Source organism: Capnocytophaga genosp. AHN8471, assembly GCF_016806945.1.
Classification (GTDB): domain Bacteria; phylum Bacteroidota; class Bacteroidia; order Flavobacteriales; family Flavobacteriaceae; genus Capnocytophaga; species Capnocytophaga periodontitidis.
Genome location: NZ_JAESPJ010000026.1, coordinates 1 through 19,317, shown reverse-complemented (window position 1 = coordinate 19,317; position 19,317 = coordinate 1). Strand labels below are relative to the sequence as shown.

Annotated in this window: 22 protein-coding genes; 7 read left to right on the top strand and 15 right to left on the bottom strand. The window is 40.5% G+C overall.

Annotated elements, in window-relative coordinates; all coding sequences use genetic code 11:
• The first annotated feature begins 57 nt into the window (after window positions 1-57).
• From JMN12_RS10695 to JMN12_RS10665, 7 genes are all read left to right on the top strand, one after another.
• On the top strand, window positions 58-1,032 hold the full coding sequence (locus tag JMN12_RS10695) for a hypothetical protein (RefSeq protein WP_203139121.1): 975 nt from the start codon (window positions 58-60) through the stop codon (window positions 1,030-1,032).
• 22 nt (window positions 1,033-1,054) lie between these two features.
• On the top strand, window positions 1,055-1,669 hold the full coding sequence (locus JMN12_RS10690; RefSeq protein ID WP_203139118.1) for an endonuclease III domain-containing protein: 615 nt from the start codon (window positions 1,055-1,057) through the stop codon (window positions 1,667-1,669).
• 3 nt (window positions 1,670-1,672) lie between these two features.
• Window positions 1,673-1,987 (top strand): hypothetical protein, encoded by a 315-nt coding sequence (locus JMN12_RS10685; protein WP_128090844.1) that lies wholly within the window; start codon window positions 1,673-1,675, stop codon window positions 1,985-1,987.
• Window positions 1,988-1,990: 3 nt separating this feature from the next.
• Complete coding sequence (locus JMN12_RS10680; RefSeq protein ID WP_203139116.1) at window positions 1,991-2,785, top strand: hypothetical protein; 795 nt, start codon at window positions 1,991-1,993, stop codon at window positions 2,783-2,785.
• A gap of 5 nt (window positions 2,786-2,790) precedes the next feature.
• Window positions 2,791-3,753, top strand: coding sequence for a transporter (locus JMN12_RS10675; protein WP_203139115.1), 963 nt, complete (start codon window positions 2,791-2,793; stop codon window positions 3,751-3,753).
• Between the two features lie 158 nt (window positions 3,754-3,911).
• Window positions 3,912-6,389 (top strand): hypothetical protein, encoded by a 2,478-nt coding sequence (locus JMN12_RS10670; RefSeq protein ID WP_203139113.1) that lies wholly within the window; start codon window positions 3,912-3,914, stop codon window positions 6,387-6,389.
• Entirely contained in the window at window positions 6,382-8,052 is a 1,671-nt protein-coding gene (locus JMN12_RS10665; RefSeq protein ID WP_203139106.1) for a nuclease domain-containing protein, read from the top strand. The genes JMN12_RS10670 and JMN12_RS10665 overlap by 8 nt, the downstream gene beginning before the upstream one ends.
• On the opposite strand, the gene JMN12_RS10660 is transcribed toward JMN12_RS10665, so the two are convergent.
• The 15 genes from JMN12_RS10660 to JMN12_RS10595 all read right to left on the bottom strand — a co-directional run bounded on the left by JMN12_RS10660 (window position 8,045) and on the right by JMN12_RS10595 (window position 19,217).
• Window positions 8,045-8,437, bottom strand: a complete 393-nt coding sequence (locus JMN12_RS10660) for a hypothetical protein (protein ID WP_203139105.1) — start codon at window positions 8,435-8,437, stop codon at window positions 8,045-8,047. The genes JMN12_RS10665 and JMN12_RS10660 overlap by 8 nt on opposite strands.
• The gene (locus tag JMN12_RS10655) at window positions 8,434-8,871 is read right to left on the bottom strand and encodes an acyl carrier protein (protein WP_034556030.1); all 438 of its coding nucleotides are present in this window, start codon (window positions 8,869-8,871) and stop codon (window positions 8,434-8,436) included. The genes JMN12_RS10660 and JMN12_RS10655 overlap by 4 nt, the downstream gene beginning before the upstream one ends.
• A 23-nt stretch (window positions 8,872-8,894) precedes the next feature.
• Complete coding sequence (locus tag JMN12_RS10650) at window positions 8,895-9,329, bottom strand: hypothetical protein (RefSeq protein WP_203139104.1); 435 nt, start codon at window positions 9,327-9,329, stop codon at window positions 8,895-8,897.
• 71 nt (window positions 9,330-9,400) lie between these two features.
• Window positions 9,401-10,528, bottom strand: coding sequence for a beta-ketoacyl-ACP synthase III (locus JMN12_RS10645; RefSeq protein WP_203139103.1), 1,128 nt, complete (start codon window positions 10,526-10,528; stop codon window positions 9,401-9,403).
• A 94-nt stretch (window positions 10,529-10,622) separates the two neighbouring features.
• A complete protein-coding gene (locus JMN12_RS10640) occupies window positions 10,623-11,513 on the bottom strand; it encodes a dialkylrecorsinol condensing enzyme DarA (RefSeq protein ID WP_203139102.1) in 891 nt (296 codons plus the stop codon).
• Complete coding sequence (locus JMN12_RS10635) at window positions 11,510-12,409, bottom strand: lipid A biosynthesis acyltransferase (RefSeq protein WP_203139101.1); 900 nt, start codon at window positions 12,407-12,409, stop codon at window positions 11,510-11,512. Before JMN12_RS10635 ends, JMN12_RS10640 begins: the two co-directional genes overlap by 4 nt.
• Window positions 12,399-12,647: a phosphopantetheine-binding protein gene (locus JMN12_RS10630; RefSeq protein WP_198465565.1), complete on the bottom strand. Its 249-nt coding sequence runs from the start codon at window positions 12,645-12,647 to the stop codon at window positions 12,399-12,401. The genes JMN12_RS10635 and JMN12_RS10630 overlap by 11 nt, the downstream gene beginning before the upstream one ends.
• Window positions 12,648-12,704: 57 nt before the next feature.
• The gene (locus JMN12_RS15325) at window positions 12,705-12,821 is read right to left on the bottom strand and encodes a four helix bundle suffix domain-containing protein (RefSeq protein WP_238423892.1); all 117 of its coding nucleotides are present in this window, start codon (window positions 12,819-12,821) and stop codon (window positions 12,705-12,707) included.
• The gene (locus JMN12_RS10625; RefSeq protein ID WP_238423891.1) at window positions 12,806-13,036 is read right to left on the bottom strand and encodes a four helix bundle protein; all 231 of its coding nucleotides are present in this window, start codon (window positions 13,034-13,036) and stop codon (window positions 12,806-12,808) included. Before JMN12_RS10625 ends, JMN12_RS15325 begins: the two co-directional genes overlap by 16 nt.
• Before the next feature lie 135 nt (window positions 13,037-13,171).
• Entirely contained in the window at window positions 13,172-14,860 is a 1,689-nt protein-coding gene (locus JMN12_RS10620) for a glutamine--tRNA ligase/YqeY domain fusion protein (protein ID WP_203139099.1), read from the bottom strand.
• Window positions 14,861-14,879: 19 nt separating this feature from the next.
• Window positions 14,880-15,440 (bottom strand): GNAT family N-acetyltransferase, encoded by a 561-nt coding sequence (locus JMN12_RS10615; RefSeq protein ID WP_203093286.1) that lies wholly within the window; start codon window positions 15,438-15,440, stop codon window positions 14,880-14,882.
• Entirely contained in the window at window positions 15,433-15,618 is a 186-nt protein-coding gene (locus tag JMN12_RS10610) for a hypothetical protein (protein WP_088595213.1), read from the bottom strand. Before JMN12_RS10610 ends, JMN12_RS10615 begins: the two co-directional genes overlap by 8 nt.
• A 4-nt stretch (window positions 15,619-15,622) precedes the next feature.
• A complete protein-coding gene (locus tag JMN12_RS10605) occupies window positions 15,623-15,817 on the bottom strand; it encodes a hypothetical protein (RefSeq protein WP_203093287.1) in 195 nt (64 codons plus the stop codon).
• A 55-nt stretch (window positions 15,818-15,872) separates the two neighbouring features.
• Window positions 15,873-18,302, bottom strand: a complete 2,430-nt coding sequence (gene pheT / locus JMN12_RS10600; RefSeq protein ID WP_203139097.1) for a phenylalanine--tRNA ligase subunit beta — start codon at window positions 18,300-18,302, stop codon at window positions 15,873-15,875.
• 111 nt (window positions 18,303-18,413) lie between these two features.
• Window positions 18,414-19,217 (bottom strand): tyrosine-type recombinase/integrase, encoded by an 804-nt coding sequence (locus JMN12_RS10595; protein WP_009414408.1) that lies wholly within the window; start codon window positions 19,215-19,217, stop codon window positions 18,414-18,416.
• Between the last annotated feature and the right edge of the window lie 100 nt (window positions 19,218-19,317).

The window sequence follows — 19,317 nt, the reverse complement described above, 5'->3', positions numbered from 1 at the left end:
ATTAGAAAATTATTTACTACTTTTGCCAAGTAAATTGTCAGCAAAAAAGAAAAGGATATGAGCGATTTTAAACTAACACTTTTGAGAAAATGGGAATTTGACAATGAATTCTCATTTGTTTATGCTTCAACTTTACTACCCGATGGCACTGCCATAATCCTAACTTCCGATCATACCGATTGGCATAAATATTACGTCCTTGTCCTTTCAACCGAAGGCATCAAAAAGATTCCTATTGAATACAACCCAATGTCAAACAGAGATTATCCTGTGCTCTTCAGATATAAAGAAGGGTTTGCCATCATCATTTCGGCAAAAGAAGTGCGGTATTACTCAGAGGTACATTCGTCACCAGCACTCATTCCGATAAAAAATAAATCATTACTCAGATATAACATTGTACCAGAGAAGGCAGAACAGCGGTATTTTCAAAATATATCGGATAGCCAAATAATTCCCGTTTGCTTTGAAAATGAAGTTTATTACGGCAATGCAAGATGTTTTGCCCTTTTAGAATTTGATGAGGTAGCAAAAACTGCCAAATGGAAATCCTTTTCTTACATAGATAAAAAAGCATTTACACATCGTGACAACAGAACCGCCGACACCCCAAAAATAGACAGTCTTAAAATATCGGATAAAAAAATCTACGCCTTCATTCCGGGTGAAAGCGCTTCATCGGTCAATAAATGGGGAATGGATTATTATGCGCTCGCACAAATCTCTGCCGAAGGGAAGGTCATCGAGAAAGTTATTGAATCGGACAATTTGCATACCGATCATAAAAAACACGGTGTTAATGGCTGTTTTACGGACTCAGAATATGTGATACTAACACCTATTTTTAAAACCGATGAATGGAAGGGCAATCAAAAAGTCTTTTCGCTCACTACACGCGAATATGGTAATATTTTCTTACCTAAAGGAATGACAAAACACAAACTCCAAAATATCACAGGCAACCTTTGTTTGACCTCTCTTTTTGACAGAGGTTTAAAAGAAATATCTTTGTGTAATTACAATAACTCATAAAACACCTTAGGCATTAGCTTTTATGTCTCAAAAAATCAAAGTTTTCAATAAATTATTAGCCCATTACGGCAAGCAACATTGGTGGAATGACCCCAATCGCATTACCGACTGGATATCGATGATTCTCATTCAGCAAACCACCCAAGAGAATACCGAAAAAGCCCTTGCTAACTTAGAGGGTAACTTATCGGTAGAGGCTTTACACGCTATGGAACTGAACACTTTACAGGAATATATACGTCCGGCAGGCTTCTACAAGCAAAAAAGCACTTACATCAAAGCCCTGATGGAATGGTACGTGTCGCACGGAGCTTCCTTACAGAAGTTTCAAGCTATCCCTACCGAGGAGCTTCGCAAGGAACTGCTCTCTATCAAAGGTGTAGGCGAAGAAACTGCCGATGCAATGTTGTTGTACATTTTTGAGCGAAAGGTGTTCATAGCCGACCAGTACGCTATACGACTTTTGAACCGCCTGAACCTTTCTACCGCACAAACCTATAAAGCCCTACGCGAAGAGTGTATGCCCTTAGTTGCTGAAATTCCCTTAGAAACCTGCCAAGAATGGCACGCTGTGATTGATGTGCACGGCAAGGCTTACCGCAAAGGTTTTACCGATGAACAGTGGTTATTAGAATAAATTATGAGCAAAATATGGAAAAATATCATTGCCCAAACACAAGAAGAGGTAAAGGCAACTTTTCAAGAATTATACGCTTCTGTGGATTTCGGAGCTTATATAGCCCCGCAAGATTACTTTGTGTCTTACATCTTTAAAACAGAAGAGGAACTGAGCAAAGCAAAGGAAACAGGCTTACTGCAAAAGATAAACGAGTATCACCAAAAACTATTGCGTGAGCAACAATATCCTGAGGAAGGTATAAAGGATTGTACTTTTGCCTCTCAGGAAGATTGCGACAAGGAGTGGAACGGAAATTGGTATTATTATTACAAGTAAAATATGAATCTGCTAACAAAAAAACTCTCTAAAAAAGGACAGAAAAAGGAACAGCTTTTCGGCGAAAAGTTTTTGAAAATAGGACGTATAATCCTAATTGTATTTTTGTGTTTCTATCTGTTAGAACTTCTATGGTTAGCCAGAAACTTTACCCTTAGCAAGGAGCTTATAGACGAGATTATTATCCCTATCCTCCCTTTAGCAGTCTTAATAGGGCTATATAGCTTTTTTTACAGATGGGTGATGGATAAGCGTATGCGATACAGCCAATATACAAGAGGTGAATTACCTCCTACCATCAAGGTAAAAGCACTGAAAGACAAAACCTTTCAATGGATAAAATTTCTGTCGATTGTAGTTTTTTATATAATGATGTTCTGGCTAATAAGTGACCAAATTATAAATGAGCATAGAGAAGGGGTAGCCAAATATTTCTATTTACTTATAGGAATTGTTGTTTTAATATTTATTATAGTGCTTTTTGGCGAAGATCTTATAAAAAACACTCATAATACTTTCTATGCCATAGAGATAAAAAACGAGGCTCTTTCCATTTTTTATAAAGAAGAACTTACCCAAACTATCGATTTAAATTCCATTCACCATATCCATTTTTTCCTCGAAAAAGTGAGAAGAGGGAAAGATTCTGATAGAATACACCCTCGTATGCAGATTTACACCTCAAGAACAAACAGAGTGTTGCACATCAAATTGAGTATTGACAACTATCTTTTACTAAAAGCCTATTTTTCTCATAAGCATTTCAAAGTGACAGACGAATATAACCTGTCTTTTTAATTACAATGTCTAACATTCTTCAATTTATAAAAAACTGGACGCTCCCCCTTTCAATGGGTATAGGAGCAGTAGCATATTTGGCATTTTATTACGTATCAGCATTAGAGGGGGCTTCACAATGGCTTGCTCCCATATTCGATGCTATTTTGCCGCTTTTTATGTTCCTCATTTTGTACGTAACCTTTTGCAAGGTCGATTTCAAGAGGTTAGCACTTGTACCTTGGCATTGGTGGATGATAGCAGTGCAGTGTGTTTTGGTAGGAAGTATCACGGGGGCAATTCTCTCCTTTGGCATCCACGGTAAAGAACTGATACTCTTGGAAAGCGTATTGGCGTGTATTATAAGCCCTTGTGCGGCAGCAGCAGCGGTAGTAACTCTCAAACTCGGTGGTAATTTAGAGCAGATGACTACTTATACTTTTGTATCCAACTTGCTTTGCGCACTACTCATACCTGTGTGTTTCCCGCTGATAGAACCCGCTTCTCAAATGACCTTTTGGAGTGCTTTTTCGCTGATAATGCAGAAAGTATGCCTCGTATTAGTCGTACCGATGCTATTGGCATTGCTCACCAAAACCCTCCCCCTACTCCACCGCTTTCACCAATGGCTCATCCATATCCCCGACCTATCTTTTTATCTATGGGGTTGCTCACTGATGATCGTTACCGGCACTACACTAAAGAACATTTTTCACGCGGAAACAAGCGTATTATTTCTGTTGCTCATAGGCTTTTTAGGCTTGGCATTGTGCTTATTACAATACGCTATAGGGTGGCGTATAGGTAATTTTTTCAACTCTTCGATAGAGGCAGGACAAGCCTTAGGACAGAAGAACACCGCCTTTGCTATCTGGATAGCAGCCACTTACCTGCATCCGCTTTCTACCGTAGGCCCAGGTTGTTATATCCTTTGGCAAAATATCATCAACTCTATTGAAATATGGAAAAAAGGAAAGTATAACGCATAAAAAATCAATTAACAATTAACAATTAACAAATTAGTAAATTAGAAAATTAGCAATCACCCGTGCGGTTCGTACCGGCTTGTCCCCCTTCGGGGGAACGGGGCTAAATTGGCAAATTGGCAAATTATTTTTATCTTTGCGGCAAATTAACAAATAGTAATATGAAAATAGAAGATATTAAAGGTGATTTTAGTTATAAAGAAAATCCAAATTTGAGATATAGCAACGAGAACTATATCTTGGTAATCAAAGATGAGGACAACCCCGATAAATCGGTGCGCCCATTGTTATATGTAGATAAAAGAGCGGGAAAAGTAGAAAATATCGACCGATATGATATGGATAAAATTCAGGTGCCTATCAACCACTTCAAACCTGAACAAAGTTTTGATAGATTCGATAACTTGTACCAAATCCTAAAAATTTCGTACGGTACTATCGTCGCTACCAATTACGACGACGATAAATATCCTAAATGCAAAACTTTCGCTAACAACCTCAATTTTACTTCTAAAGAGGAAATTATAGAAATTTTAGAAGGTGAAATATTAGAATCTCAAGCTAAAATAAAGGTAAAAACCCCCTTTACTTCCCTCATTTCCGATGTATATGCGCGCTACAGTCAGCCTCTTTTTATAGAAACCGAAGAAAAAATCGTTGGACCCTTTATCATTGCAAGTCAAGATGAAGACAATACCTTTTCTGTACAAAAATACTTCAAAAAAGAATATCCTTTTGGCGAATACCAAATTACCGACAATAGTTATATAGAATTTCAGAATTTTGGGTTTACCCGAAAAGTACATATCATCGGCTTTAGTAAGTTTGAATTTATCAAGGAAATAGACTTTAAAGACGACAAGGAAATACTCAACGACTTTGCCGAACGCATCAAGCATAACCCTGCCTTGCTCAACAAACGCAAACAGCAAGAAATGCTCGACCTCATCGAAACAATGCGCCAAAACAAAGCCATTGAAACTTACCTCAAGGAAAACCGCCGCGTGTACGACATCTTGGAAAAAGCTAATGAAAAACTTATTAGCGACTATAAAATCAGTGAAATATTCCCCGAAAAAGTACGCTTAAACGAGATTATCGAAAACCTCACCGAGCGCGAAAGAGAACTGAAAAGCCAAGTGAGCAGTCAGGAAAAACGCCTGCAAGAACTACAAGAAAAGGTAGACGACACTCAAAACGAGCTCGAAAACCTCACTAAAATTAAAGAAGAGAAGTTCGCCAAAGAAAAAATCGCCTTAGAACAGGAAGTAAAAGCTCTTACCGAGAAAAAAGCCAATCTCGCTGCCGAAATTGAAAGCGAAACCCAGCAAATTTCTCAACAATTAATAGCTTTGCGCAAAGAAAAAGACGATTTAACGGCTTTTGTTGATAAATTGTTGCTCGAGAACAAACACGCTCAACGCGACGCCCAGCAGGAACTCGTCAACCTCTTCAAACACAAAAAGTATTTCGACTTTTTGAGCGGTCGCAACCTCTCTCTCTACGAGGAAACACAACAAAGAACCTTTGCCGACTTCAGTATCACCGATGCTTTCGATACTTATGCCGCTTTCAGAGATAAAATAAAGGAAATTCTCTCTAAAAACGGACGTGCTTTCGAAACGCATTTCATCGACAACCTGCTCATCGCTATACACCAAAATACACTCACCATTTTAGCGGGCTTACCTGGTACAGGAAAAACGAGTTTGGCGCGCTTGCTCACCCAAATATTAGCCCCCCAAGAGCGCGTTACCGAAGTATCGGTGAGCCGTGGCTGGTCATCACCTAAAGACCTTATCGGCTTTCAAAACCCGCTTACCGATAAGTTCCACTCTGCTCCCACCGGCGTATACGAACTCTTGGAGCAACTCAACTACGAGGTAGAACAACACTCGTTCTTCAGCGCTCCTTTGGCTTTCATCATCTTAGACGAAGCCAACCTCAGCCCTATAGAGCACTATTGGTCAAACTTCTATAACCTTACCGATACCATCGCTCAAGAAGGCGACTACCTCTCTATCCAGTTGGGTAACAACCACACGCTCAAGTACGCGAACAACCTCCGCTTCATCGCTACTATCAACTACGATTATACCACCGAACCACTTTCACCGCGTGTAATCGATAGAACAAACATTATCCAGCTACCCGAACTCAACCAAAGCGTTCACTTTATCACCAAAGAAGAAGTAGAAACCTTGCGCATTTCGTTCCAAAAATGTATTGAGTTTTTCCACCTTCTCGATTTCCAAAAGAATGATAAAGAAGTGATTAGCTTTAGCGACGACGAGAACGACAAAGTATTTCGAGAAATTAAAGAACTATTCAAAAAACTGCGCTTGCCTATCAGCTATCGCGTGGAAATGGGTATCAAAAAGTATTGCAGTATGGCAAAACACATCGCTGGACTCAACGAGTATGTACTCTTAGACTATTGCATTGCACAACGCCTCTTGCCGATGATCAACGTACAAGGAGAAAACCTTAAAGTTTATATCGACCGACTTTCGCAATTGCTGAACGAGAACAAGATGAAAATATCGGAAAAGATATTGGATAAAATGATTGAAATAGGCGAAAACAACGAAATTTTAGGAGGTAACTACAGCTATTTCCTCACCTTGTCGTATGCTTAGAGTTTACGAAATACAAAACGACGAACGCCGTGAAGTACTCTTGGAGGACGGTGTGTACAACGTGCAGGAATTGGGGGTTTACGAAATGGTTTTCTTCCCCGAAAACAACGACGACCTGAATCCTAATATCGAAGGCACTCCCTTGCCCTCAGAGTATTTGCGCTTGGATAGAACAAAAATCGTACTGATGCCCCAACGCTATTTTGAGGATTATTTTGGGGGTACTCAACTCTCAATAGGCGGAAAAACATACCCCTTCAATGTGCGTATCAGTAAGTTGAGACTTTCGGAAATAGAAGGACTCTTCACCTATTTATGGCAAAAAGAAGACCGCCTTTTTGATGTGTTCTACTCCAAAAACAGTGTAGAAGTAAAGAACAAGCCTAACGAAGTGGGGCAGATGAACAAATTCATCACTTTGATAACTCACTTTGTAACGGTATTCGAAAAACTGTTACCTTACTTTGAAAAGCAACCTCATTTCGTACTGAGAAAGAAAACTACCGTCTTGCCTTTCAATTCTAACAAAGTGAGTGCTAACACTGTACAGTGGATTATCAACAATTTAGACGAAGTGCAGTTCGATGATGCTTTTAAAGGGCATCACAAAGCGGTACAACTCGGCAACCACTACGGAATGATCGATAACATCCATACCGAAGTGGAAACCCGCGACTGTAATACTTATGAGAACCAAGTGGTGATGGGTATCTTTTTTGTGATACTGAAAAAACTCCGCTCCCTCAAACGCGACATCGAACTGAAATCTACAGTTACTAATTGGTCGGACACTGAAGAGCCTGAAGAGCATTTTGTAGATTTCAAAGACCTGAAACGCTTGCCTTTCATCCGTCTGTTTGAAGAAATTAGCAAGGTAGAACAACAAGTGAAGAAATTGGAGCAGAGTTACCGTCGCATTTTTCCAGAGGTAACCCCCAAAGCCGAGCGCCCTGTGCTCACCTCTATATTCATTCAGCGACCGCACTACAAACGCGCCTACGAGCTAATACGCAAACTCAACGACTACAAACTCGATATCACGGGATATTTCAAGCTGTTCAACATCAGTAAGTTGAGCAAGCTTTACGAATTGTACAACCTCTTCCAGCTGATAGATGCGTTGCGTTCGAGCCTCAAAATAGCCTTCTTCAATGTGAAGGTGGCATTGCGAAAAGACGAGCCTATTGTTGAGAAAATGGAGTTTACAAACGATTTCTTTGCGGTAAATCTCTTCTATGAGCACAAATATTACCCAGAAAGTAGCAATTACCACAGTACTTTGCTACGCCGTATCGATTGTGTAAGCCCTGAAGAGTACTACCACCCCGATTTTATTATAGAAATTATAGACAAAAAGGCGGAAGAAACCTTCTATTACCTTTTTGATGCTAAATATTCGGTGTTGAAAAATGTGAAATTCTTGCATTTACCATCATTAGAGAAGAAATACATCGCCCGCACAGGTATCAGTGGGGACCGTTACAAGAAAATTAATGGATTGTTTGCCCTTTTCCCCGATGAAGAAGGAGAAAAAATAGTAGATGACACCTTTTTTGAACCTCAAATTGCACTTATTGCCTCTAAACCTAGCGTAGAGAGTGAACTTAAAACCTATATACAACGCATTTTAAAGAAACACATAGGTGACTATTTGCTCAGCTAAAATGTGTGAGTTCTTCCACTGTGATACCAAATACCTCAGCGTATTGTTGTAGTGTTTTAGCCGATAGTTTTTTGAATACCGAAGGTTTGGCGTGACGCTTGATAACCCATTGCCAGCGGTGCATAGCATCGGCGAGGACAGCCCAATCCATACGGTTGAGAAGCATATAATAGACTATGGAACTTTTGCGTCCTGCTATGGCATCTTCTTTAGCTTCATCAATCTGCTCTTGCAACCTGCCTAAAGAGACTTCTAAAGCTACATTTTTCACTTCCCATCCTGAACTGAGGCGGGTGGTATAATTCCCTTCATCATCGGTTACATAGCACAATTCCGTAAGGTCGCGCAAGGCACCTTTTTCCTGAGGTAGTTCAGATTCTTTCATTCCGTTAAGTTTTTAATCACTAAGTTTAATTCGGCTGTTGCCAGATGCACCCCATCGGCAAAGGCATTACAGCGCATTGCACAGAGGTAATACTCATCACTATCAAAACGAGAAAGCAATTCGGCTTCGGTGCGCACAACTTCTTGTATCTTAGGCAAAGTAAAGATTTCCAACTTCTTAATCGCACTGATGTAGCCTATCACATAGTTTGACGTATCTTCTATACCAAAGAGAAACTGTCCCACAATTGCCGAACAAGTTTGTGCCATATTTTCGATGAGCCCTACTTCGGCAAACATTCCATTTTCTACAAAAATACAGCTATCAGTTACCGTAAATTCGGTAACTACGTGCGTATTACTGATGTCGGTAATGGTATCTACCATTTGCATCGGTGGGTGGTGAGGGAGATATTTATGGATAGAGATGTTCATATTCAGGTGTCAGGTATTAAGGGTTAGGAATTTGGAGCGAGTACGGTTTTCATTTCGCCTTGAGCGATGAGGGTATCACCTATAAAGGTTTGCATTGTTACGAGGGTCACCTCCATAAACTCTTGGAGAATGGTGATGTGTGTTTTAAGCGTATCGCCTACTTTGGGTAGTGATTGTATTTCTATATTTTTAATCGCTCCTATATACCCCATAGGAGCAGGTTTTCCGTTGAGATAGTAGTAATAGCCTTTGTGTAAGGCAATGCTTTGAGCAATATGCTCTATGAGTCCGCTTTCTAAGAATATCCCTTGCTGTACAAAGAGGTTATTAGGGGCAATGGTGAGTCCTGCCACTCCTGTGGTGGGGGTATACTCCCAAAAAGCATCTACCATTACAATGGGAGTGCGCTGGGGTATAAGGGTGAGAATTTTGTTTTTATCTGTAATTGGTAATTTCATAAGTTGTTCTATTCAACCTTAGCAAAGTGTATGACGCAATTAAGGATTGTCCCCCTTCGGGGGAACGGGGGCTATACTACTCTCAAGAAAGCATAAGAATAGGAGAATCTACCGCTCTCGGGCACTGATAGCAATACCGTATCGCCCGTTTTGAGTTTGCCTGAGTGCATCAGGGCTTCTAACATCAAATAAGCGGAAGCAGAGCCTACATTGCCTACTTCGGGTAGATTGATAAACCAACGTTCTAACGGAAGGTCGATACCTACTGTTTTGAGAGCTTCATACAAGCGTTCTTTGAAATAACAAGACGAGATATGAGGCAAGAAATAGGTAATATCATCTGCTGATAGTTGGTGTTTATCTAAGGTAGCACGCATACTTTCAGCGCCTTTTAGCAAAATATTCTCATTGAGCAGCTTCACATCTTGCTTGATAGCAAAAATAGATTCACTAAGCCACGCTTCGGCAGGGTATTCGCTCCAACCTTTGAGGTTGCCATCAGGGAGCTTGTCGCCACCGGCATACATACACGCTTCGAGCTCATGAGCATACGAATAGGCGTCCATCCACTCTATTTGCAAAGCGCCTTCACGCGGTTTGTTTTCTAACAGAAAAGCCCCTGCCCCATCGGAGAGCATAAAGCGCAAGAAATCTTTTTTAAAGGCAATGGCTGGGTGAGCTTCCAACTCGGCTAAGAGTTGTACTTCGTTTTCGTATTTATCGGCACGCAACCACGCCGATACACGTTCAGAGCCCGTGCATACTGCATTGGCACTATTGCCTGCCTTTACTGATAAGTACCCAAATTTGAGTGCGTTCATTCCTGAGTTACACACCCCTGAAGAGGCATTCAGTTCTACTGAGTGTCCGCCCAAAATGCCGTGTACCATAGCAGTGTGTGAGGGTAAGAGCACATCGGGGGTAGAGGTACCGCAAGAGAGCACCTCGATAGTATCCCAAGGCACTTCGCCGTCCAATAGGTTTTGTACTGCCAAAGCCGTAAGCTGGGCATTGTTATGAGTAGGGTTACCTTGCTCATCGAGAGCATAGTAACGGGTGAGAATACCATTGTTGCGGAGCACGAGGCGTCGTGCTTTAGAGGCATTTTGGTTTATGAGACCTAAGAAAGTCTCCATTTGCTCGTTGCCAATGGGATTGTTAGGTAAATATTTACTTGCTTTTGTTATATAAACGTTCATATTATTCAGGTAAAAGGCTTATTCAGATAATAGGTAAGAAGTAACAGGTAAGAGACTGTTGTTCAAATTCTATATTTTTTATATCCTTTAATTATCAATTATCAATTGTGAATTTTTTCTTGTCGCTCTCTACTTTCCAAAAGAATAATGGGTAGGTGAGCCAGTATAGCAACCACACTATGGGCATTAGCACCCAAATAGCGATATACAAATAGATACGGAAGCATTTCAGCAGGAATTTACGCTTCTTACTGCCGTAAATCATCTTTGCCCAAATGCCGAAAAGGCGGTTGCCTTTCTTCTCTGCCGAAAGGAGAAAACGCTTGTAATGCACGCCGCCTTTAGCTACTATAGCTTGTTGTAGTCCGTTGTAATTACCTGCTTGTAGATGTTGGGCAATGAGCGTACCATATACACTTGCGCTCTGTATGTCTTTATCGGCGACACCTGCTTTGGGGAACACACCGAGATAGCGTTTGTTCTTGTCGCCCGAAAAGAGCCACTGTACAATGGTAATCACGCTGATATGATTGTGGTGTCTATCGGTAAGGGCGATATTGCCCACTAAGTGCGCCCCACAGTCGGTTAAGAGTTTTTTTACTTTCTGGTGCGCCATTACCCACATATTGCGAGTGCCTGAAATGGTAATGACAGGTTTGCCACTGAGGAGCTTTTTAGCTTCGGGGTGTTGCAAAAAGGAATTAAATGGGATAGAAGGCGAGAGATACCACACTTGGTAGCCTAAAATCACTAAATCGTAATCGGTATGAGGGAGGTTAAAAGGTTGTAGAGGTTGGGGGATTTGCAAATACGACTCGGGAAAGGCGTCAAAGAATGTATCGTCCGTCCACGGGAAGGGGAAAGGAGTAGCTGTATCAATAGGCAAAAAGTCAATAGTTACCTCCGTGAGTGGGGATAGTACACTATCGATAATCTCTTTGAGTTGCCCCGATTGGGTATAATATACTACTAATACGCGTTTCATTGTTCATCCCAAAAGTTGAAATAGTTAAACCATTGTAGTGGGTACTTTTTGAGCATCTGCTCCATATTTTCGGTATAGGCATCCAGCAATGCTTGAGCATCGCGCCCTTTCACCTCAGCTACTTGGGCATATAGGTGGTAATGCAACCTACTTTCTTTCATCACATAGACGAAGAGCACGGGCACTTTCAAGCGGGAAGCTATAAAAAAAGGACCTGCGGGGAAGGTAGCTTCTGCGCCCAACAACGTTCCTTTGAGCGAACGCACGCCCTCAAAATATCGGTCTCCCGTGAAACACACTATCTTGTTGTCGCCAATAGCATCGTTGATTTTGAAGATATGCGACATATCTTCTTTCACATAGATAAATTGGTTCGAGGGTTTATTTTTAGAAATTGACTCCAAATACTCTTTGATTACGGAGTGTTCCATATCGGTGGTTACCGTACTGATTTGCAAATTGAGGTCTATTTTCCTAAAAAAAGGTTCGGCTATTTCAAAGTTACCGATATGTGCGGAAATGAGCACGCCACTTTGCTGCTGGTCGAGGAGTTTATACAAATTTTCGACACCATCGAACTCATAAGTAAATTTATCTTCGAGTCCTGCTAAAATAGCGATTTTATCAATAATAGTTTGTCCAAAAGTAAAGTAATTGAGGTATAGGCAAACGACAGTTTTGAGGGGATTATATCCCAAGCGATGGCGGAAATAGTAATACATATAGCCATTGGAGCGCCACTCAAACAAAAAGTAGTAGAATGCCACAAATATTAATAGTATATAAGCAGCATAAATACCCAAGTGCTTCATCAGCCATACAAAGATACTATAACCGAGTACGGTACCTTTAGATTTTCCTTGCCATTTGGTTTTACCTTCGTCGTTAGTGTGCATTCACTTTATTTTCTAAGGTAGTGTAAAAGTCGTTGAAGGTTACGATAGGTTTGAAATCGGCTTCACCCAATTTCACACCGAATTCTTGTTCAATCATCACCACCAAATCTACGTAGTCGAGGCTATCTAATCCTAAAGATTCGCGGAAGTTAGCCTCGGGAGCAATCACGCTACCATCTACTTCAAATTCATCTACAAAAATACGGGTAGTAAGGTCTATTATTTCCTGTCTGTTCATTATTACGGTTTTTAATATACTTTTTAAAAAGGGACAAAGGTATGAATTAATTATAGATTAATCAAATTTTTCATTGTGATACTTATTTTTACTTCTTGCGAAAGACATTTGTTCTCTTATACCTCCTTGCTGTAAAAACATTTCTTGTTGTTTTTCTATTAAATGTCTAAGCATATAAGTTGCTTGTTGAATGAGAGTGATACAGAAGTGGTAGCTGCTTGACTTCCTTCCGCAATATTCTGTTTCCCAGAACGTGCTGCTTGCAACATTTGGTCAATGGTGCGGTCTCCTTTTTTAAGAAAGTGCTGCACAAAATAAAAGGTTATGTCATAAATAATCACAGATACTTGATAAACACGTAATTTCTTATATCCTCCTTTTTGTTTCAAAAAAGTTGTCATTTTTAAAGTGGTTTATTAATTTTGTTAAACTATTGGGACAAGTCGGACAAAGCAGAGTTGTCAGACAAGGCAGACAAGTCAGACGAGTCGGATGAGGCTAACAAATGGGATGGGGTTTTAGGGTTATTCATTTTTTATTTTTTCCCAAGTATCTTTTAATCCTACGGTTTTGTTGAATACCAATTTTTCGGGGGTAGTATCGGGGTCTACACTGAAATAGCCCAAACGTTGGAACTGTACTGTGTCGCCTGCTTGAGCAGTTTTGAGACTTGGCTCTACGTAAGCAGTTACTACCTTTAGAGAATCGGGGTTGATGTAGTTTAAGAAACTATCTTCTTGGCGATCGGGTTCTGGAACAGTAAATAGACGGTCGTAGAGGCGCGCTTCGGCTTCTACCGCGTGAGCTACTGATACCCAATGCAATGTACCTTTTACCTTGCGCATACTGGCTTCAGTACCACTACCGCTGCGGCTTTCGGGGTCGTAAGTACAATGAATTTCGGTAATATTTCCTTGAGCGTCTTTCACTACGCTTTCAGCTTTGATGATATAAGCATTTTTAAGGCGTACTTCACCTCCTAATTTCAATCGAAAATACTTTTTATCGGCTTCTTCGCGGAAGTCGTCGCGCTCGATATAGATTTCACGACTAAAAGGCACTTTACGGAAAGTCATAGGGGTAACCTCGGGGTTATTTTCGGCGTCAAGCCATTCTTCTTGTCCCTCAGGATAATTGGTAATCACTACCTTCACGGGGTCGAGTACTGCCATTACGCGGTTAGCTTTTTTATTGAGGTCTTCGCGCACGCAGAATTCCAATAGCGATACATCGATGAGGTTTTCGCGTTTGGCAATACCAATGGTATCAGCGAATTTGCGAATGGCTTCGGGGGTATATCCACGTCGGCGCAAACCTGAGATAGTAGGCATACGAGGGTCATCCCATCCAGCCACATAATTTTCGGTTACCAATTGTAAGAGTTTTCGCTTACTTACAATGGTGTGACTGAGGTTGCGGCGGGCAAACTCACGTTGTTTAGGTCGGGTACGAGTGTTGTCGTATACTTGATCTAAAAACCAATCGTACAACTCTCTGTGTGGTAAGAATTCCAATGTACAAAGGGAGTGTGATATTTGTTCGAGGTAGTCGCTTTCGCCGTGAGCCCAGTCGTACATAGGGTAGATATGCCATTTGTCGCCTGTGCGGTGGTGAGAAGCGTTCATAATACGGTAGATGATAGGGTCGCGCATTAACATATTAGGCGATGCCATATCTATTTTGGCGCGGAGTACATAGGTACCATTTTCGAACTCACCGTTTTTCATACGTTCAAAAAGGGCGAGGTTTTCCTCAGGAGAGGTATTGCGATAGGGGCTCTCGGTTCCTGCTGTAGTAGGGGTACCTTTTTGAGCAGCAATTTCTTCGGAGGTTTGTTTATCGACATAAGCTTTTCCTTGTTTGATGAGCATTACCGCCCAGTCGTAAAGCTCTTGGAAATAGTCGGAAGCATAGCATTCTTTATCCCATTTGAATCCGAGCCACTCTACATCACGACGAATTGCATCTACATATTCTTGTTCTTCTTTAGAAGGGTTGGTGTCGTCGAAGCGCAAATTTACAGGTGCGTTGTAGCGCAAACCCAATCCGAAGTTGAGGCAGATAGAGCTCGCGTGACCGAGGTGCAAGTAGCCATTAGGTTCTGGAGGGAAGCGAAAGCGCAAAGCGTTGGCGGGGAAACCTGCAGCGAGGTCTTCCTCAATGATATTTTCTATAAAATTATTAGAGCGTTGTTCTTTTAATTCTTCTGACATTTTTTTAGTGTTTAGGGGGTTAGTCGTTAGAAATTGTCATCAAGTCGAGGAACATTTGTCGTACCTCTTCATTTTCATCATTATTGGAGATATATTGAAAGCCAAATCTTTCATAGAAAGGAAATGCCTGTCGGTAAGCATCAACTGTTATCAATCGGCAGGCTTGTTTTTTATTGAGAGCTATGCAATTAGCAATAATCCCCTCGAGAAGTATTCTTCCTAATCCCTTTCCTTTATAAGTTTTATCCACTCCTAAACGTCCTATTTTTAGAGATGGAATATTCTTCAAATGTCGTTTGAGATGTGGCAGTAATCCTCCTACAAATTTTTTATACTGACTTTTAGAGGAGAATAATTCTTCTTTAATTTGCATACTATCATTTAGTAGACTGTAAAATCCTAAAGTTCGTTCACTATTTTCTACAATAAAAGTAGTAGCAAGCATCTGCTTTTGGTAAGGTATTGCTTCCTTGAATAGGAAATCATTCAAATCTTCATCTTCACAATCAAAGGTCTTAATAATATGTTCTTCTGTGAGTAATGAAAAAGACAATTCTTCTATCGTATTTTCTTTATTCATTATTTGTTGGTTTTTCTTTAAAAATAGATTTTAAAAATTTTGCACTTTCCTCCATTTTTTTACGACTAAGCACAATGCCTTTTTCTTTTAGATATTGAGGGTAGGTTTCTAATTTTATTAAAAAATCAATTGCATCTTGCCCTTCGAGCACGGGGGTGGGTTGTATTTCTCTTGCCATAATATTAGATGTTAGGATTAAGGATTACTATAACTTTTACTACTATATACTCTCTACAAAGTGCAAAGGTAGGAATAATTAGTGAATTAGCAAACTGCGAAGGCGAGAGTGGTGGGGAAAAGTAAGAGTTATGGGAGCGGTGGGAGGTGCGAGCCGCACGGGCGATGGTGGGAGCTGGGAGGATAAAAAACTTTGCCAAAGATACGAGCCGTATAGGCTGGTAACTTTGGCAAAGTATATAGGTTTTTTAATTTTTAACGAATTGCTGCGCCGAATTGCTTTTCAAAAGCATCTTGTAGGCGTTGCATCGTTTTATCGATTTGTTTATCGGTAAGGGTTTTGTTGTCGTCTTGAAGGACGAAACTAAGAGCATAACTCTTTTTGCCTTCGGGGAGTTTATCGCCTTGATATACATCGAAAAGGTTCACGCGTTGCAAGAGGTCTTTTTCAGTTGTATATGCTACTTTATAGAGGTCGGCGAAAGTTACTTTATCGTCGAGCAAGAGAGCTAAATCACGGCGTACTTCGGGGTATTTAGGTATTTCTTTATAGACTACTTTATGCCCTTGTACTTGTGCTACAATCACTTCCCAATTCAAATCGGCGACGAGTACTTCTTGCTTGATTCCAAACTCTTTGAGTACTTTGGTTTTTACAACGCCTATAGTTCCTAAAAGGGTCTCCCCTATTTGCCAACGGAAACCTTCACTGTATACAACTTCATTAGCTTCTAATGGCAAGGTAACTATTTCTTTTAATCCGAGACGTTCAAAAAGAGATTCTACGACTCCTTTGAGTTGGAAGAACGAGACTTTTTGTGCTGGACTTCCCCAGTTTTCGGGTTGGGTATTACCTGTAAGATAGAGCGCTAAATGCTTATCTTCAGTATAATTACCATTGATATAGTGATAGTTTTTACCAAACTCAAACAATTTCAAATCGGAGCGCTTGCGGTTGTTGTTGTAGGCTATTACTTCTAAACCAGAGAACACGAGATTTTTGCGCATATATCCTAAATCACTGCTGAGCGGATTGAGGAGTTTTACGGCTTGCTGAGGATTCTCGGTATAAGTAGTGATTTCTTTTTCGGAAATAAGGCTATTGGTCATAATTTCCAAAAATCCTTGAGCGACTAATTGTTCGGCTACTACATTCTGTATATTATGGTCGGCATACTTATCAGAATGTGCCATTGTAGCGTTCACTTTTTCGCTGATATCGATATTGTTGTAGCCATAGATACGGAGGATTTCCTCAATCACATCGGCTTCGCGTTGTACATCTACACGGTAGGAAGGCACTAAGAGTCCTAAACCGCGTTCGGTGAGTGAATTGACTTTGATATCAAGGGAGTGAAGAATGGACTTAATGGTGTCGCGAGAGATTTTCTGACCGATGAGTTTATCGACATTCTCAAAGGCGAGGAATACCTGAAAATCTTCTTGTTTTTTAGGGTAAAAATCTATCACATCGGAAGAGATGACACCACCAGCAATATTTTCAATTAGTACAGCAGCATACATCAGTGCATACTTGCAATCTTCGATATTGATACCACGTTCAAATCGATAAGAGGCATCGGTATTAATTGCGTGGCGTTTAGCGGTTTTACGTACTGAAACGGGATTGAAATAAGCACTTTCTAAGAAAATATTGCGTGTAAATGGCGTAACACCAGAATTTTCACCACCTAATACCCCTGCTATGCACAAAGGTTTTTCGGCATCACAAATCATCAAATCTTCGGCGCTGAGGGTGCGTTCTACTCCATCGAGGGTTTTAAATTTGGTGCCTTCTTCGGCATTTTTTACTACTATTTTACGTCCGATAATATGGTCGGCATCGAAAGCGTGGAGAGGTTGCCCCATTCCGTGTAATACGTAATTAGTAGCATCGACTACGTTGTTTTTAGGGGTAATACCAATGGCTTTCAGTTTATTTTGCAACCACATAGGCGATTCACCAACGCGTACATTGCTGATAGTTACGCCTGTGTAGCGAGGCACGAGTTTTTTGTTCTGTACCTCTATATCCATTTTTATTGAGCGGTTATCGATGTGGAATTTGGTTACTGAAGGGGTAATAAGCTCTAAGGAAGTACCTCTTTGAATCAAACCTGCACGCAAGTCGCGCGCTACACCGTAGTGGCTCATTGCATCGGCGCGGTTAGGGGTAAGACCGATTTCAAAAACTTCATCAGTTTCTACCTCAAATACTTTACTTGCAGGAGTTCCTACTTCATATTTATCATCGAGCACCATAATACCGTCGTGACTTTCGCCTAATCCGAGTTCGTCTTCAGCGCAAATCATTCCAAAGCTTTCTTCACCGCGGATTTTTCCTTTTTTAATTTCAAAAGGTTTGTCGTCTTTATCGTATAATACAGTGCCTATGGTTGCTACGAGTACTTTTTGCCCTTGGGCGACGTTAGGAGCGCCACAAACGATTTGTAGAGGAGTGTCGCCGCCTACATCTACTTTAGTGATTTTGAGTTTATCGGCATTAGGGTGCTTTTCGCACTCAAGCACGTGACCTACGACTACGCCTTTGAGAGCGCCTTTTACACTTTCGAAGTGTTCAATACCTTCTACTTCTAAACCTAAATCAGTAAGAATTACTGCTGTATCTTCAGCAGGCAAGTCTAACTTCAAATATTGTTTTAACCAGTTATAGGATATTTTCATTGAATGAACAATTGATAATTAACAATTAAAATATTTACAAGGGGCAAAGGTACAAATAATTTGGCAATTAGCAAATTTGTAAATTAGCAAATTTGCGCGATGGATATTTCACTACCAAGTAATAATCTTATCTACAATAGCCTGCTGTTCTGAGGCTGTTCGTCTGAGGTAAATACGAGTAGTTTCAATACTTTCGTGCCCCATAAGGTCGGCAAGGAGAGAGATGTCGTTAAAGGCTTCCAAGAAGTTTTTAGCGTATCTATGTCTGAATGAATGTGGGTAGACGACTTTAGAATTGAGACCATATCTTTCAGCAAAAAGTTTGAGTTTTTGGGCAATACCTCGTGTAGTAATACGTTCTCCCAAGCGGTTGAGAAATAGGTAGCCCGAAGTTTTTTGCTCTTTTGTGAGCCATTTTATAGTTTCCTCGCGTAACTGAAGTGGGATGAATAGGCGGCGGACTTTACCTCCTTTAGTGTATAGATCGAAATAGCCGATTTTTACGTGTTCTACTTTTATTTGGATAAGTTCGCTTACCCTTGCGCCGGTAGCTGCCAAAAATCGCACTACAAAATACCACATTGGGTTTTCTTCTTTTCGGAGTTGTTCTTTTAAAAAGAGGTAATCAGCCTGACTGATCACATTTTCTAAATAGGTGCGTTGCTGCACCTTTACTGATTTAAGTCGAAGTTTAGGCTTACCGATATGTTCCAAAAACTTATTAAGAGCCTGAATGCGCAAGTTCACCGTTTTAGGTTTAAAATGCTCGATAAGGTATGTTTTGTAGAGCAAAAGGTTTTTCTTGCTGAGAGATTTGTACTTACCGTAGAAATCGTTTACAGCATATAGGTAGGCAGTGATGGTATTTTCTGCCATTTGGCTCTCTTTGAGAGCAGTTTCAAAGGTTGTAACCATATTGTTTGAATTTTATATTATAGTGGTTACAATATAAGAAAAACTTGTTATAGACGCTATTATAGGAAATCCACCCTATCAGGTAATGGACGGAGGAGCT